This window comes from Pseudomonas sp. CCI4.2 (assembly GCF_034350045.1).
Lineage (GTDB): Bacteria > Pseudomonadota > Gammaproteobacteria > Pseudomonadales > Pseudomonadaceae > Aquipseudomonas.
This window is the reverse complement of the sequence record NZ_CP133781.1, coordinates 3384890-3398988: the sequence shown is the minus strand read 5'-3', so window position 1 is coordinate 3398988 and position 14099 is coordinate 3384890. Positions and strand designations below refer to the sequence as shown.

At 57.5% G+C, this 14099-nt stretch carries 13 protein-coding genes and 1 pseudogene; 7 read left to right on the top strand and 7 right to left on the bottom strand.

Translation table 11 applies throughout. The annotated features are described in order from the left end of the window. Window positions 1–32: 32 nt before the first annotated feature. A complete protein-coding gene (locus RHM65_RS15430) occupies window positions 33–833 on the top strand; it encodes an outer membrane protein OmpK (protein ID WP_322165108.1) in 801 nt (266 codons plus the stop codon). Between the two features lie 394 nt (window positions 834–1227). Here RHM65_RS15430 and RHM65_RS15425 read toward each other — a convergent pair whose 3' ends face one another. Then, the gene (locus tag RHM65_RS15425) at window positions 1228–2133 is read right to left on the bottom strand and encodes a LysR substrate-binding domain-containing protein (RefSeq protein ID WP_322165109.1); all 906 of its coding nucleotides are present in this window, start codon (window positions 2131–2133) and stop codon (window positions 1228–1230) included. 152 nt (window positions 2134–2285) lie between these two features. Between RHM65_RS15425 and RHM65_RS15420 the strand changes: the two genes are divergently transcribed. From RHM65_RS15420 to pncA, 3 genes are all read left to right on the top strand, one after another. Beyond that, window positions 2286–2777 carry an L-2-amino-thiazoline-4-carboxylic acid hydrolase gene (locus tag RHM65_RS15420; protein WP_322165110.1) on the top strand — a complete coding sequence of 164 codons (492 nt, stop codon included), beginning with the start codon at window positions 2286–2288 and terminating at the stop codon, window positions 2775–2777. Beyond that, on the top strand, window positions 2774–4036 hold the full coding sequence (locus tag RHM65_RS15415; protein ID WP_322165111.1) for a M20 family metallo-hydrolase: 1263 nt from the start codon (window positions 2774–2776) through the stop codon (window positions 4034–4036). Before RHM65_RS15420 ends, RHM65_RS15415 begins: the two co-directional genes overlap by 4 nt. Before the next feature lie 425 nt (window positions 4037–4461). Then, window positions 4462–5169, top strand: coding sequence for a bifunctional nicotinamidase/pyrazinamidase (gene pncA, locus RHM65_RS15410; protein WP_322165112.1), 708 nt, complete (start codon window positions 4462–4464; stop codon window positions 5167–5169). Here pncA and RHM65_RS15405 read toward each other — a convergent pair. After that, a complete protein-coding gene (locus RHM65_RS15405; protein WP_322165113.1) occupies window positions 5121–5603 on the bottom strand; it encodes a GNAT family N-acetyltransferase in 483 nt (160 codons plus the stop codon). The two genes, pncA and RHM65_RS15405, sit on opposite strands and share 49 nt — an antisense overlap. 163 nt (window positions 5604–5766) lie before the next feature. On the opposite strand from RHM65_RS15405, the gene RHM65_RS15400 reads away from it, so the two are divergent. The 3 genes from RHM65_RS15400 (at window position 5767) to RHM65_RS15390 (ending at window position 8849) form a co-directional block, all read left to right on the top strand. Further along, complete coding sequence (locus RHM65_RS15400) at window positions 5767–6639, top strand: formate/nitrite transporter family protein (protein WP_322165114.1); 873 nt, start codon at window positions 5767–5769, stop codon at window positions 6637–6639. A 151-nt stretch (window positions 6640–6790) separates the two neighbouring features. Next, complete coding sequence (locus RHM65_RS15395) at window positions 6791–7474, top strand: response regulator transcription factor (protein WP_322165115.1); 684 nt, start codon at window positions 6791–6793, stop codon at window positions 7472–7474. Further along, window positions 7452–8849 carry a HAMP domain-containing sensor histidine kinase gene (locus RHM65_RS15390; protein ID WP_322165116.1) on the top strand — a complete coding sequence of 466 codons (1398 nt, stop codon included), beginning with the start codon at window positions 7452–7454 and terminating at the stop codon, window positions 8847–8849. The genes RHM65_RS15395 and RHM65_RS15390 overlap by 23 nt, the downstream gene beginning before the upstream one ends. 169 nt (window positions 8850–9018) lie before the next feature. Here the strand turns inward: RHM65_RS15390 and RHM65_RS15385 are convergent. The 5 genes and pseudogenes from RHM65_RS15385 to RHM65_RS15365 all read right to left on the bottom strand — a co-directional run. Beyond that, window positions 9019–9285 (bottom strand): annotated as a pseudogene (locus RHM65_RS15385) (hypothetical protein); the annotation flags it as partial. Window positions 9286–9549: 264 nt separating this feature from the next. Next, window positions 9550–10398 (bottom strand): amidohydrolase family protein, encoded by an 849-nt coding sequence (locus RHM65_RS15380; RefSeq protein ID WP_322165118.1) that lies wholly within the window; start codon window positions 10396–10398, stop codon window positions 9550–9552. 56 nt (window positions 10399–10454) lie between these two features. Continuing rightward, window positions 10455–11744: an MFS transporter gene (locus RHM65_RS15375; RefSeq protein WP_322165119.1), complete on the bottom strand. Its 1290-nt coding sequence runs from the start codon at window positions 11742–11744 to the stop codon at window positions 10455–10457. Window positions 11745–11798: 54 nt separating this feature from the next. Next, window positions 11799–12530 (bottom strand): GntR family transcriptional regulator, encoded by a 732-nt coding sequence (locus tag RHM65_RS15370; RefSeq protein WP_322165120.1) that lies wholly within the window; start codon window positions 12528–12530, stop codon window positions 11799–11801. Window positions 12531–12722: 192 nt separating this feature from the next. Further along, the gene (locus tag RHM65_RS15365) at window positions 12723–14018 is read right to left on the bottom strand and encodes an MSMEG_0569 family flavin-dependent oxidoreductase (RefSeq protein ID WP_322165121.1); all 1296 of its coding nucleotides are present in this window, start codon (window positions 14016–14018) and stop codon (window positions 12723–12725) included. Window positions 14019–14099 lie beyond the last annotated feature (81 nt).

The window sequence follows — 14099 nt, the reverse complement described above, 5'->3', positions numbered from 1 at the left end:
ACCAAGCCACTCAACCCCTGGGAGCAACCCGCATGACCCGTATTTTTTCTCGCCTGGTCGCCAGCAGTTTAATCGCCGCCGGCAGCCTGTTCGCCGCTGGCCAAACGTTGGCCGGCGACCTTGTGCAATGGCAAAGCAACAGCCTGACGTATCTGTGGGGCCAGAACTACGCCGTCAACCCGCAAACACAACAGACCTTCACCTTCGAACATGCTGACGGCTGGAAGTACGGCGATAACTTTCTGTTTGTCGACAACACGTTTTACAACGGCAAACCGGACAGCCAAGTCGGTCATTTCGGGATGTATGGCGAGTTCACCCCGCGCTTGTCACTGGGCAAGATTTTTGGACAAAAATTCGAGTTGGGTCCGATCAAAGACGTGCTGCTGGCGATGACCTATGAGTTTGGCGAAGGCAATGTCGAGTCCTACCTGATTGGTCCGGGGTTCGACCTGGCAATTCCGGGGTTTGACTACTTCCAGCTGAACTTCTTCCAGCGCCATCCTGACGGCACACGTCCAGGGAATAACGTATGGCAAATCACCCCAGTTTGGTCCTACACGATTCCGGTACGCGGGTCGGACATCCTGATCGATGGTTTCATGGATTGGGTAGTGGACAACGACAAAAACGCTCGTGGTACTTACCACGCCAACTTGCACTTCAACCCGCAGATCAAATATGACTTGGGCAAGGCCATGAGCCTCGGTGAGAAGCAGCTCTACGTCGGTATCGAGTACGACTACTGGAGCAACAAATACGGGATCGAAAACAGCAAGGATTTTGACACCAACCAGAACACCGCAAGTTTGCTGGTTAAAGTGATGTTCTGATTTCAAAGACCCTTCGCAGGCAAGCCTGCTCCCAAATCGCCGTCAAAGGCCAATCCTGTGGGAGGCTTGCCAACGAAAGCGGTGTGTCAGGCGGCATCTAATCAATTTATTTCCCCGCCTGAAACGCCTCACGCTTGGCCGCACGCTCGGAAGCCACTGCACCATCGACCCTTGATTCGAAGCGCCCACTCTCAAAAGGCGATCACCATGACCTAAACAACAAAACGGCATTGATCACTGGAGGCAACAGCGGGATCGGCTTGGCCGCCGCACGGACGAAGCACCGTTCGGCGCGCCGATATTGCGCAAAGACTAAGGCCGAAGGTAGCGCCAACGCTGTAGAGCCAACTTGTTGGCGATCTAAGCTTGATGCGGTGTGTCAGGCACAGAGAAGTCATCCACCGAGATATTGATGGCTGCGTTTGACCCAGCTATACAGATTCAGCCCCTCCCGAGACAGTTCACTGTCGGCGCGACGGCAGAGGTAGTAAGCGCGGCCATCATCCACGGTCAGGTCAAACAGTTTGACCAGTTCCCCGCTGGCCACATGCGGCGCCACCAACGGCTCGCGCAACAGCGAGCAACCCAGCCCGGTCAACGTCGCGGTCAGTGCCAGTTGCCCATCTTCAAACAGCAACCCATTCAACGCCGCCGGGTGTTTGACCTCCGCAGCGGCGAACCACTGCGCCCAGGTGCCGCGCTCTTCGTCGTGCAATAACGGCAATTCACTCAATGCCTCGGGTGTCGCAATCGGGCTATGCCATTCGGCGAAATCCCGACTGCAATAGGCGCCCACCGCGCCGGAGATCAACAGCTCGCTGTGATAACCCGGCCAATGCCCAGTGCCAAACCGAATCGAGATGTCCGCCGCGTCACTGGGATAACTTCGGTGATTGGCGTAGGTCACGTTGATGTCCAATCCCGGATTCTCCTGCAGAAATTCCGCCAGACGCGGAATGAACAGATTGATGCCAAACAACGGGATCAGGCTGATGGTGACCTGGCGCATGACCGACTTTTCCCGCACATGGTCAGTGGCGCTGCGCAGTACCGCAAACGCCGACCGAATCGCCCGGTAATACTCACGTCCCTCGTCCGTCAGAATCAGATTGCGTCCTTGCCGGGCAGTCAACGGCTGTCGGAGAAATGTCTCCAGCAGCCGCAGTTGATGGCTCACCGCAGACGGCGAAACATCCAGTTCTCGGGCAGCACTGTTCACACCGCCATGACGGGCGAAGGCTTCAAACGTACGCACCGCACGCAATGGTGGATCGTTATCCAACTGTTCTGTATTTTTCATGTATTGAGTTTAAACCTTAGTTCAATCTCATTAACAGCCTTATGTTACTCAATGAACATTGATATCTACCCTATAGACCGTTCTGATATTTGATAAAAACAGAATAAATACTTACTGTGCATCATCAGCGTTAATCGACCGAGGGCCAGCACATGAGTATTCACGACGGCGAACTGGGGATTCTCGCCAGACGGCGGATCGAAGCCGAAATAATCAAGCCCATTTACCAGATTCTGCTGCGTGATTACGGACAAGAAAAAGCCGCTGCCGTCATTGGCGAAGCGGTGTCGCAGGCCGCCGTTGAGGCCGGCCGACAGTTCGCCGCGCGGGAACCGCAAGGCCCAAGTCTTGAGGGTTTCGTCGCGCTACAAGCGTTGTGGGAAAAGGACGATGCGCTGAAGGTCGAAATCATCGCCAGCGACGCCGTGCATTTCGACTATGACGTCAAACGCTGCCGCTATGCCGAGATGTACCACGAGATGGGTCTGGGTGAGATCGGACACTTGCTGTCGTGCAATCGCGATGAGCTGTTCATTGTCGGCTACGACCCCAGGGTCCAATTGGTGCGCACCCAAACCCTCATGGGCGGCGCTTCACATTGCAATTTCCGCTACCGGGTCAAGGATCAGGAGCACACGGCATGAGTGTTCAACCTTGGGTAAACGGCACGCGCTTGTGGGAGTCGTTGATGGAGATGGCGCAGATCGGCGCGATTCCCAAGGGCGGCGTCTGCCGTCTGGCCTTGAGCGAAGAAGATCGCGTCGGCCGCGACCTGTTCGTGCGCTGGGCAACAGAAGCCGGTTGCAGCGTGCGCGTCGACGCCATGGGCAATATTTTCGCCCGCCGCGCCGGTCGCAATAATTCACTGGCACCGGTACTCACCGGGTCCCATGGCGACTCTCAACCCACCGGCGGCAAGTTCGATGGCATCTACGGCGTAATGGCCGGCCTTGAGGTACTGCGCGCGTTGAACGATCAGGAGATCCAGACCGAGCGCCCCATCGAAGTGGTCAACTGGACCAACGAAGAAGGCTCGCGTTTCGCGCCCGCGATGATTGCCTCCGGGGTTTACGCCGGGGTGTTCGACCTCGACTACGGCTTGTCACGCACCGACGCGGCGGGCGTCAGCATTGGTCAGGCGCTGGAGCAGATTGGCTATGCCGGGACAGAGCCCATGGGCGGCCGAGCCATTCATGCCGCCTTTGAACTGCACATCGAACAAGGCCCGATTCTGGAGGCTGAGCACATTACAATTGGCGTGGTCACCGGTGCTCAAGGGCAGCGCTGGTACGAAGTTGAACTGACCGGCCGTAGCGCACACGCCGGCACCACGCCGATGAATCACCGCCTCGACGCCCTGCTCGGCTTTGCGCGAGTGGTGGAAGCGGTTCACTCGCTGGGGTTGGAACAAGGTGATGAAGGCCGAGCAACAGTGGGCATGGCCAACGTCTTTCCGAACTCACGCAACGTAGTGCCGGGCCGGGTCTTTTTCAGCGTCGAGTTTCGCCACCCGAACGAATCGGTGCTGGTTGAACTGGACATAAAACTGCGCGAAGCGGTCAAGCGGATGGCCCTGGAAATCGGCCTCAGGTACCAGGTGGAGCAGATTTTCCAATACGCGCCGATTGAGTTTGATGCCGATTGCATCCGCCACGTCAGCCAGGCGGCCACCGCATTGGGCTACACCCAGCGACCGATCATATCCGGCGCCGGGCACGATGCCTGCTACCTCAGCCGAGTGGCGCCCACCGCCATGATCTTCGTCCCGTGCGTGGACGGACTGAGCCATAACGAAGCTGAACACATCCATCCACATTGGGCCGAAGCGGGAGCGAATGTGCTGTTGCTGGTGATGTTGGCCAAGGCGAATGAGGTCGGCGACCATTCCATGCCTGATCTGTAGGCGCTGCCGAAGGCTGCGATCAGATGTTCAGTGCCTACTCTTCCGTGTCTGCCAAAAATCTATGTGGCTTGCCAACGAAAGCGTCAATGCAGGCGACCCAGGTTTCAGGTCGACATCAGCGGCGCGACTACGGGCCGCTTCGCAGGCAAGCCTACAGTATCTGCGGCTGCTTGCTATAAACCGTCCCAATGAAACCCCAGAGCCGTCCCGGCTTTCGCCAACACGTTGGCTCTATAGATGGCTGCCCGCCCGTAGATCGTTGGTGAATTGAATATCGGTTTCGGAAAGAGGCCAGTACAGACAACACTGACTATAATTCGCCGCTTTATCGATTAAGGCGCTCAACGGCGCCTTATGGTTCTGCGCAGCCTCAGGCACACTGGACCTTTCCGCGCCCGCGGATAATGCTCAAGGCGGAGCTGAACATGAGTTTTCCTAGCACTTTCTTACCCTCCAGCCCTGCTAGCGCACTGCTAGTCATCGACATGCAGAACGACTTCATGCCCGGTGGGCAACTGGCGGTCGCCGATGGCGATGCCTTGGTGCCGTTGATCAATCGACTCGGGGCGTGCTTTCGCAACGTGGTCATTACTCAGGACTGGCACCCTGCCGGGCATATCTCGTTTGCCTCCAGCCATGCCGAGCGCAAACCGTTCGACAGTATTCACCTGCCGTACGGCGCACAAACCTTGTGGCCCGACCACTGCGTACAAGGCAGCCCAGGCGCCGAGTTGCACGCCGACCTTGATCTGCCCAACGCTCAACTGGTGGTGCGCAAGGGCTATAACCCGTGCATCGACAGCTATTCGGCGTTTCTTGAAGCAGATCGTTGTACCCGCACCGGGCTCGCCGGCTACCTCAAGGATCGCGGCATACACACGGTGTTTGTGGTCGGCCTCGCGCTGGATTTTTGCGTGGCGTGGTCGGCACAAGACGCCCGGGGCGAAGGTTTTACCACCTTTGTCATCGCCGACGCCTGCCGCGCCATCGACTTGAATGGCTCACTCGACGCCGCGTGGGAAACGATGCTGCTGGCCGGGGTGCAACGCATCGAATCCGACGAGGTATTGAGTGACCGTAATGATCACTCGCCCAGCGCGAAGTCTTTCAATGTGTCGCCAGCCAAGCGGTAACGCACCCACTCTTCCTGCGGCTGCGCGCCGATGGATTTATAGAAATCGATGGCCGGGGTGTTCCAGTCCAGCACACTCCACTCAAAACGCCCGCAGCCGCTGTCGTACGCCAGTTTCGCCAGATGGCGAAGCAGCTTTTTCCCGGCGCCCACACCCCGGTGCTGCGAAGAAACAAACAGGTCTTCCAGGTACAACCCCTTGCGGCCCTGCCAAGTGGAGTAGCTGAGAAAATACACGGCGAAGCCAATCGGCTGATCGTCCAGCAAACAGATCAAGGCCCGCGCCGGGGACGGCTCGTCGAACAGGCTGCGTTCGATGTCCGCCACGCTGGCCAATACTTCGTGTTCGGCGTTTTCGTAGATCGCCAGTTCGGTGATAAAGCCAAGGATCACCTCGGCATCGGCTCTGGTCGCTTCACGAATGTGGATACTCACGGTGTTTCTCCTGAATAAATACGTAATGCTCGGCAAAAAACCTGCGCCCGTGGCCCGATAAAAGAGTGGGCCGAACGCTCGGCACCGGAGTGTGTCTTAACCACCAGCGCCGTGCAGCATTCCATGCACTAAAAATGTCTCAGCACCCGAACCAAGGACTTTTATGGTCAGCAAAACAGACGGCAAGACCCCAGGGCTGTCCGAGGAAGAAGAAAAGGACGTCGACAAACACCAACCGCCCCGTGCGGCGGTGCTGCATGAAACCATCCGCTTGCAAGGCGATCAGGAATTGGAGCGCAGCGTGGCCGCGCTGTGGTGGTCGGCACTGGCCGCCGGTCTGACGATGGGTTTGTCGCTAATGGCCATGGGTTTGTTCAATGCGCGATTACCCGCGGGCGAAGCCAGCAAAGTGATTGCTTGCCTAGGCTATTCAGCAGGTTTTCTCGCGGTGATTCTGGCAAGGCAGCAATTGTTCACCGAAAACACCCTGACCGCCGTCTTGCCCGTCATGAGCAAACCGACCTTGCGTAACTTCGCACGGCTGCTGCGTCTATGGAGCGTCGTGCTGATCGGCAATTTGACTGGTACGTTGCTGGTGGCTTACGTGATGTTGCATTTACCGATTTTTGACCCGAAAACCGATGCGGCGTTTCTCGACATCGGCCACAAGGTTATGGAGAACGACGTGAGCCAGATGTTCTCCAAGGGCATCATTTCCGGTTGGATGATTGCGACCATGGTCTGGATGATTCCGTCCATGGAAAGCGCGAAAATCTGGATCATCCTGTTCATCACCTATCTGATGGCACTGGGGGATTTCACCCACATCGTGGTTGGCTCGGCAGAAGTGTCGTACCTGGTCTTTGCCGGGCAATTGCCTTGGAAAGACTTTTGGCTGACGTTTGCCGGCCCGACGCTGGCGGGTAATATCATCGGTGGCAGCTTCATTTTCGCCCTGATCAGCCATGCGCAGATCCGTAGCGAAAGCGGAAAAACAAATGGCCCTAAAAAAGCTCAGAAGAACGCCGACAAGTAATCAAACACCCTGAATACAAGGGCTGTAGCAGTTAGTGGCACATACATCAGCCGTCTCTGCACAGCCACCTAAACTATTTTTTAAAAAGTAACCAAACATTTAGGGGCAAAATGCTACCCCTCTGCCGTAAACCTTTCAGGTATTTCTCCCCATGACCCGAATTCTGACCATCGAGGACGATGCCGTCACGGCGCAGGAAATCGTTGCCGAATTGAGCAGTCATGGACTCGATGTTGACTGGGTAGACAATGGCCGCGAAGGCTTGGTACGCGCCGTGAGCGGCGGGTATGACTTGATCACCTTGGACCGCATGTTGCCGGAAGTGAACGGTCTGGCCATCGTCACCACCTTGCGCGCCTTGGGCATTTCCACCCCGATCCTGATGATCAGCGCGCTATCGGATGTTGACGAGCGCGTGCGGGGTTTGCGTGCAGGGGGTGACGACTACTTGTCCAAACCTTTCGCTTCCGACGAAATGGCCGCCCGGGTCGAGGTGTTGCTGCGGCGCCACAATCCAGTCAGTGAAGCCGAGACCGTGTTGCACGTCGGTGACTTGGCGCTCAATCTGATCAGCCGCGAAGCCAGCCGTGGCGATCAGCCCCTGAGCCTGCTGCCCACTGAATACAAACTGCTGGAATTCATGATGCGCAACACCGGGCAAATCATTACCCGAATGATGATTTTCGAGGAAGTCTGGGGCTACCATTTCGACCCCGGCACCAACCTGATCGACGTGCACATCGGGCGTCTGCGCAAAAAGATCGATGCCCCTGGCCTGACACCGCTGATTCGGACCGTGCGAGGCTCGGGTTATGTCATTGCTGAACCCCTCTAAAGGCTGGCGCTCATCCAGCAGCCGTCTGCTGGCGTTGTACAGTTTTCTGTTCGTCGCCTGGAGCGGCATCCTCATGGGGGTGCTGTATTGGGAAGTTACGGGCTATCTGAGCACCCTGGCCCGCCACTCGCTAACCCAACGGCAACACCTCTTTGCGCGGTTTCAGGGTTATCAACTGATCGATGCGCTGAACACCAGCGAAAAATTCGACATGCGCGCGGTGGATGCCTACGGGCTGTTTGACAGCGAATATCGACCCATCCGTGGCCCGGTCAACAGCATCCCTGCCAACTTGCCGCTGGACGGGAAAATTCATGAACTGAGCGACTGCATCGACTCCGACGACCCGCAGTTGCCGCAAAACAGCTGTGACGCAGTGGCCACCCAAACCCATGACGGGCGCTGGCTGATACTGGTGCGCGACAACGGTTCGCTGTTTGCCGTCACCACTATTATTTGGCACGCGTTGTTGTGGGCCATGTCCCTGACCATCATTCCCGGCGTTGCAGGGTGGCACTTGTTGCGCCGCCGACCGTTGCGCCGAATACGCGGCCTACAGGCCAGCGCCGAGTCCATCGTTGCCGGCGACCTGGCCCGACGCCTACCGGTATCAGACCGCCGTGACGAACTTGACATGCTGGCAGTGATCGTAAATGCAATGCTCGATCGCATCGAGAAGCTGATGAACGAAGTAAAAGGCGTCTGCGACAACATCGCCCACGACCTACGAACTCCACTGACCCGCCTGCGCGCCCAACTGTACCGCATTCAACAGCAGTCACCGGAAGACTCGACCCAGGCGCTGCAGATGGGCCAGGTTATCGCTGAAGCGGACACATTGATGGCGCGTTTTCGTGGCCTATTACGGATTTCTGAACTCGAAGACCACCAACGCCGCTCAGGCTTCGTCGAACTCGACCCGAGGCCGTTGTTGCACGAGCTTTACGAGTTCTATCTACCGGTGGCTGAAGAGGCAGCCCTGACCCTGGATTTACGACTTGCCCCCTTTTTGCCAACGTTAATGGGCGACCGCGCGTTGTTGTTTGAGGCACTGGCCAACTTGCTGAGCAACGCCATCAAGTTCAGTCCTCTGGGTGGGGTGGTCATCCTCAGCGCCTACTGCGACGGTGACGGCGAAGGCACCCGCATCGAAATCCAGGACTCCGGCCCTGGCATCCCGGTCGCCGAACGCGACGCTGTGTTTCAACGGTTCTACCGCTGCGCAGACGGCAGCCAGCAGAGTGGCTTCGGCCTGGGCCTTTCCATTGTTGCCGCCATCGTCAATTTGCACGGCTTCAAACTGCACATCGACACCAGCCCTGCCGGCGGCGCCAACTTGACTCTTGAATGCCGCCGGGGTGGCGCGTTGGCCTAAAACGACGATCCCGCTGCAGGATTTGTATGAAAACCCTGTGGGACCGAATTTATTCGGGAAGCGGTCTGTCTGTCACACCGCGTGAATTCTTTCGCGAATGAATTCGCTCCCACATATATTCAACGTTTCTGTGAGCCCATTAACCCGCCATGCAGGTGAAGCCCCGGGTTTTACCCAGTTGCTTGTTTTGGTTGTTGTCGTTCATTGCATCGACAAACAACGTCATGCCCAGCCGATGAGTGCCTGGGGTGACTTCGAAGTAACGACCGTCATTCAGCCGCTTGCCGTCGACGCGCTCTGCCATCAAGTCGCTCTGCGGGTCTTCCCGTAAGCCGATCCAAGCCTCGCTCGGATCTGGCTTGGGCACAGCGGCGCAGGCGCAGAGCAGAGCGACCACACTCAGCATCGGGATGAGCAACAGCGTTTTAGATGACATTCAGATAGACCTCGGCCGTTAGAAACCGTCCCCGGAAAGGTCGGGGTTTTCGATGGCTACAAGCTTGGCGAGGTACAGCGCGATGAACAAATGAATACATGTGAAAGGAAATTGAACCCCTCACTAACCATTTATTCATCTGGCTGAAAGCGCCGAGTGAATGGGCCTGGAATTGAGAGTTCAGGTTTTAGGCCTTCGCGAACACGTTCACTCCCACCGAGCACTGCGCTGGACCTTGACTTAGGGGGTCCTGGCACCCCGTTTTTACTTTAAAAACCCAAACAACGCACATGGCACGTCCACCAACAGTGCGTGTTCGACCTGCGCCGACCAGCCCAATTGCCGCCGCTGCTCAACCGCAGAGCCATAATCCATTTGCCCTTCAAACTGGGTGTGCGGCCAATCACTGCCCCACACCAAACGTTTTTTGCCAAACGCTTGAATCAAAAGCGGCATGGCGTCTCGGGCGAAACTCATGTTCTGTTCGCTGTCTGCGCCCAATCGGTAGATACCGGAAACCTTCAGCCACACCCGCCCGCTCAACCCCAGCTCCAATAACTGCGCAAACGCCGGTTGTTCAATGCCCAGCAATGCATCCGGGCGACCGAAATGGTCGATGACGATCTTGCACTCATGCGCCATCAACGCGCTGATCAGTATCGGCAAGTCTTCAACGTCGCGGTGCAGTTCAACGTGCCACCCCAACGCCGAAACCCGGGTAAACAGTGACTTCCACTTGGCATCGGTAAAGTCCGGAAGCACTTGACCCATGAGGTTTAAGCGAATGCCCACGACACCCTGCTCGGCCATGTCCGCCAGCGCCTCGCGGCTGACGTCGGCGTCGACCACTGCCACCCCGCGCAGGCATTGTGGCGCCTGGCGCAAGGCCGATAACAGGTAGCGATTATCGGTCCCGAGAAAGCTCGGCTGCACCAATACGCCATGGCTCAGGCCGTTTTCACGCAAATGCGTCAGATACTGGCCCAGCGTGGCGTCGTAATCCGGGCTGTATCGCCGCGCCGAAGCCATTGTCAGTGCGCGGCTGAAGACATGGGCATGGGCGTCGACGCCGAGCATCGGAAATGGGCTTGCGGGCACGCGAATATCAGGCATGGAACTCAACTAGAGAGTGAGCGCGGCAGAGTTCGCCGCGCCGTTAGCGGATGGAATCAAGCTTGGGCGGCTTGCGTTTTGTTCAACGAAACCTGGGGAGCTGCAGCTGTGGCGTCCAGCGAACGGCCTCGGGTTTCCGGCAACAACATGGCCGCGATGACCGCGACGCCATAGGCAATCCCGGCGTCGATACCGATGGCCGTGCCCAACGACATGGACTCGCTCATATGCCCGACCATGAACGGAAAAACCGCCGACACCACCCGCCCAAAGTTGTAGCAAAAACCCACACCTGCGCCGCGCACATCGGCGGGATACAGCTCGTTGAACAGCGCCCCCAGGCTCGCGGGAATACCGGCAGCGAAGAAGCCCAGTGGGAAACCGAGGAACAGCATTTGCGTGTTGGTCAACGGCAGGAACAGGTAGCACTGCACCGTTACCACGCAGCACAACGCAAACAGGATGATGTTTTTGCGACGGCCGATTTTGTCGATCAACAAACCGCTGACCACGCAACCGCACCAGAACGCAACGATGATTACCGCCAAGTAGCCACCGGAACTGAGCACTGACAAATGACGCTCGGTCTTGAGAAAGGTCGGCAGCCAGGTCATAACCGCGTGGTAACCGCCGTGCGCGCCCAGGCCCAGCAGTCCACCGAGCAACGTCACACGCAACAGTTGGGGACGGAAAATCCCGGCGATGGATTTGAAGAAACTCAGGGGTTTGGTTTGCCCTTTTTGCTGACGCTGGAAACTGTCGGGCTCTTCGACGTTACGACGCACCCAAATGATCAACAACGCGGGCAGCAAGCCTACTAAAAACATAACTCGCCAGGCCATGGCTTCAGGCACGAAGGAATAAATCAGCGCAAACGTACCCACCGCGATGCCCCAACCCACAGCCCAGGCGCTTTGCACCGTGCCCATGACTTTTCCACGGTATTTGGGCTGGATGGTTTCCGCCATCAGCACAGCGCCCGCGGCCCACTCGCCGCCGATCCCAAAGCCTTGCAGCGCCTTGACGATCAGCAACTGGTTGAAGCCGGTAACGAAGGCTGAGAAACAGGTGAATATCGAAAACCACAGGATCATCCATTGCAGGGTGCGAACCCGGCCGTAACGGTCGCAGAGCGTCCCGCCGATCCAGCCACCCAGCGCGGAGGTGATCAAGGTCACGCCGCTGATTAAACCAGCGTCACCTTTGCTCAAGGCGAACGCGGCGATCAACGCCGGGATCGCCAGGCCAAACATCTGCACTTCCAGGGCGTCCAGGGACCAGCCGCCGAAACAAGCCCAGAATGTCTTGCGCTCCCGAGCAGTGATGTCGCGATACCACTTGAACATTATTTTTATCCTTATTAGAGAGGCACGCTATTTAGAAAAAAAATTACGCAGCGGTCAGCGAATTTCCACGCTGTAACGGAAGTGGCTGGCATGTCCGCGTGAGCGGCGCCATTCCAGGGGCTGGCCGGCGTAGTTACGCGCGAGTCGCTCGATCACCACCACCGGGCTGTTAACCGGAATCTGCAGCAATCGAGCATGAACTTCACTGACCAAATCAGCGGTCAGGGTCTCTTCGGCATAGGCAATCACTTGGCCGCAGAACTCTTCGTAGATCGGGTAGAGCAACGGCCCTTGTTGATCGAGATCGATGTCCAGAAGCGCTTGAAATTGAATCCGTGGCAGCCATATTTCTTCGGCCAATACCGGTTGTGCGTCCAGTAACCGCACCCGCAGCAAGCGGATGACCGGCGATTCTGACGCGAGCCCCAGTGCTTGGGCGACGGCCGACGGCGCACTCATGGGCTCGATAGAGAGGATGCGACTTTCAGGCACTTGGCGTTCGCCAGCGACGGTCTGGAAGCGGAAGAAGCGAAACAGCGAGGACTGGAATTGTGGACGCCGAATGAAGGTACCGCGTCCTTGTTGGCGTTCGAGAATGTTCTCGTTGACCAGCATGTCGATGGCTTTGCGCACCGTGCCGGTGGACAGACAGTATTCGCTGGAGAGCGCGGCCTCGGTAGGAATCGCCTCCCCTGGTCGCCAACGGTTGTTGGCAATCTGCTGCGCCAGTTGATCGCGCAGACGCTGATAAAGAGGCAGACGGGCATCGCTGGAGAATTGATTCATTTTTATAGTTATCTAGTCATATAGATGAATATTGGACGCAGTATTCTCCCGTTACAAAATCTCGTCAAGTGCCGAACACCTTCGCTCCCACTGAATCTGTGGGACCGAATCCATTCGGGAAGGCGCCTCACACGACGCTGGATGTGAAATCCATTCCCAAATGAATTCGGCCCCACACGGTTCGCCAAATGGCTACCTCGCCAATGCCAGCCGCGCTTCACGCTTTTTTTCAGCAACCCCAGCGATGTGCTCGACCACATACTCCGCGTCCCGAGCCACGCCGGAAAAGCGGCCCGAACCCCAGGTGTACAACCACGGCAGACCAAGGAAATACAAACCGGGTTGCGCCGTCACACCGCGTTGATGGCCGGGATGGCCGCGACCGTTGAACACCGGTGCTTCGACCCAGGTGAAATCAGGGGTAAAGCCGATGCACCAGATGATGCTGGTGATGCCTTGTGCCTCAAGGTCCAGTTCGCTGCGTTCTTGCTCAGGCGTCCAGACTGGCGCGTAAAGCTCGCCGGCCGGGGCGTCGATTGCGTTTTTTTCGATGTAGCCATCGATGGTGGTATTGATCCGGTTGTACACCGCATCAGCGCTGTCGAGGCTTTCGCTGAGGTTGCTGGAAAACTGCAACCGCGTGCCCTTTAACCCGTCCAGGCGACCGAACAATTGCATGCCTTCAACGGCGAATTGGCGCAGGTCGATGTCGCGTCCACCGTCACGGCCGGTGACGTAATGGTTGGTGTTGTCGCGCACACCCTCTCGCAGCGGATGGGTGTCGACACCGATGTCGTAGTAGCCCATCTCAGCCAGCCAATCGACCACGTCCTTGCCGCGATAAAACCGTGCGCAACGTGGTGCATCGCCGACTGCCAGATAAACCTTGCGCCCGGCGAGGTGCAAGTCCTCAGCGATCTGCGCGCCGGATTGACCCGAGCCAACCACCAGTACATTGCCCGCTGGCAACGCCTGCGGATTGCGGTATTGCTCAGAGTGAATCTGCTGGATGCCTGCCGGTAAACGCTCGGCCAAACGCGGGATGATCGGCGTGTGATAACCGCCCGAAGCGACGATGACCTTATCGGCGGTGTACTCGCCTTTAGAGGTATGAATTTCATAACCGCCGTTGGCACGAGGCACTACGCGTTGCACGGTAACGCCTTCCAACACCGGGGCGTTGACCGATTGCGCGAAGCCGGCGAGGTACAGATTAATCTCATCGCGCTTCATAAACCCGTGGGGGTCCTGCCCCTTGAATTCCTCGCTGTAGGTATACCCCGGCAACGCGCATTGCCAGTTGGGCGTCACCAAGCTGAATGCATCCCAACGCTGGTGGCGCCAGGCATGGGTCACGCTGTGCTTTTCCAGCAACAAATGGTCGATGCCTTGCTGTTGCAGGTAGTAACTGGCAGACAATCCGGCCTGACCGCCACCGACGACAATCACGCTGTGATGAGGGGGTTTGACTGAAGTGAGATGGACCATGAGGGCTCTCCGCTGCTGAGATGCATTAAGTTAAAAAAAGGGATAAAAACCGGTTTCTCTGTAGATACCGTCTTGTTGGCG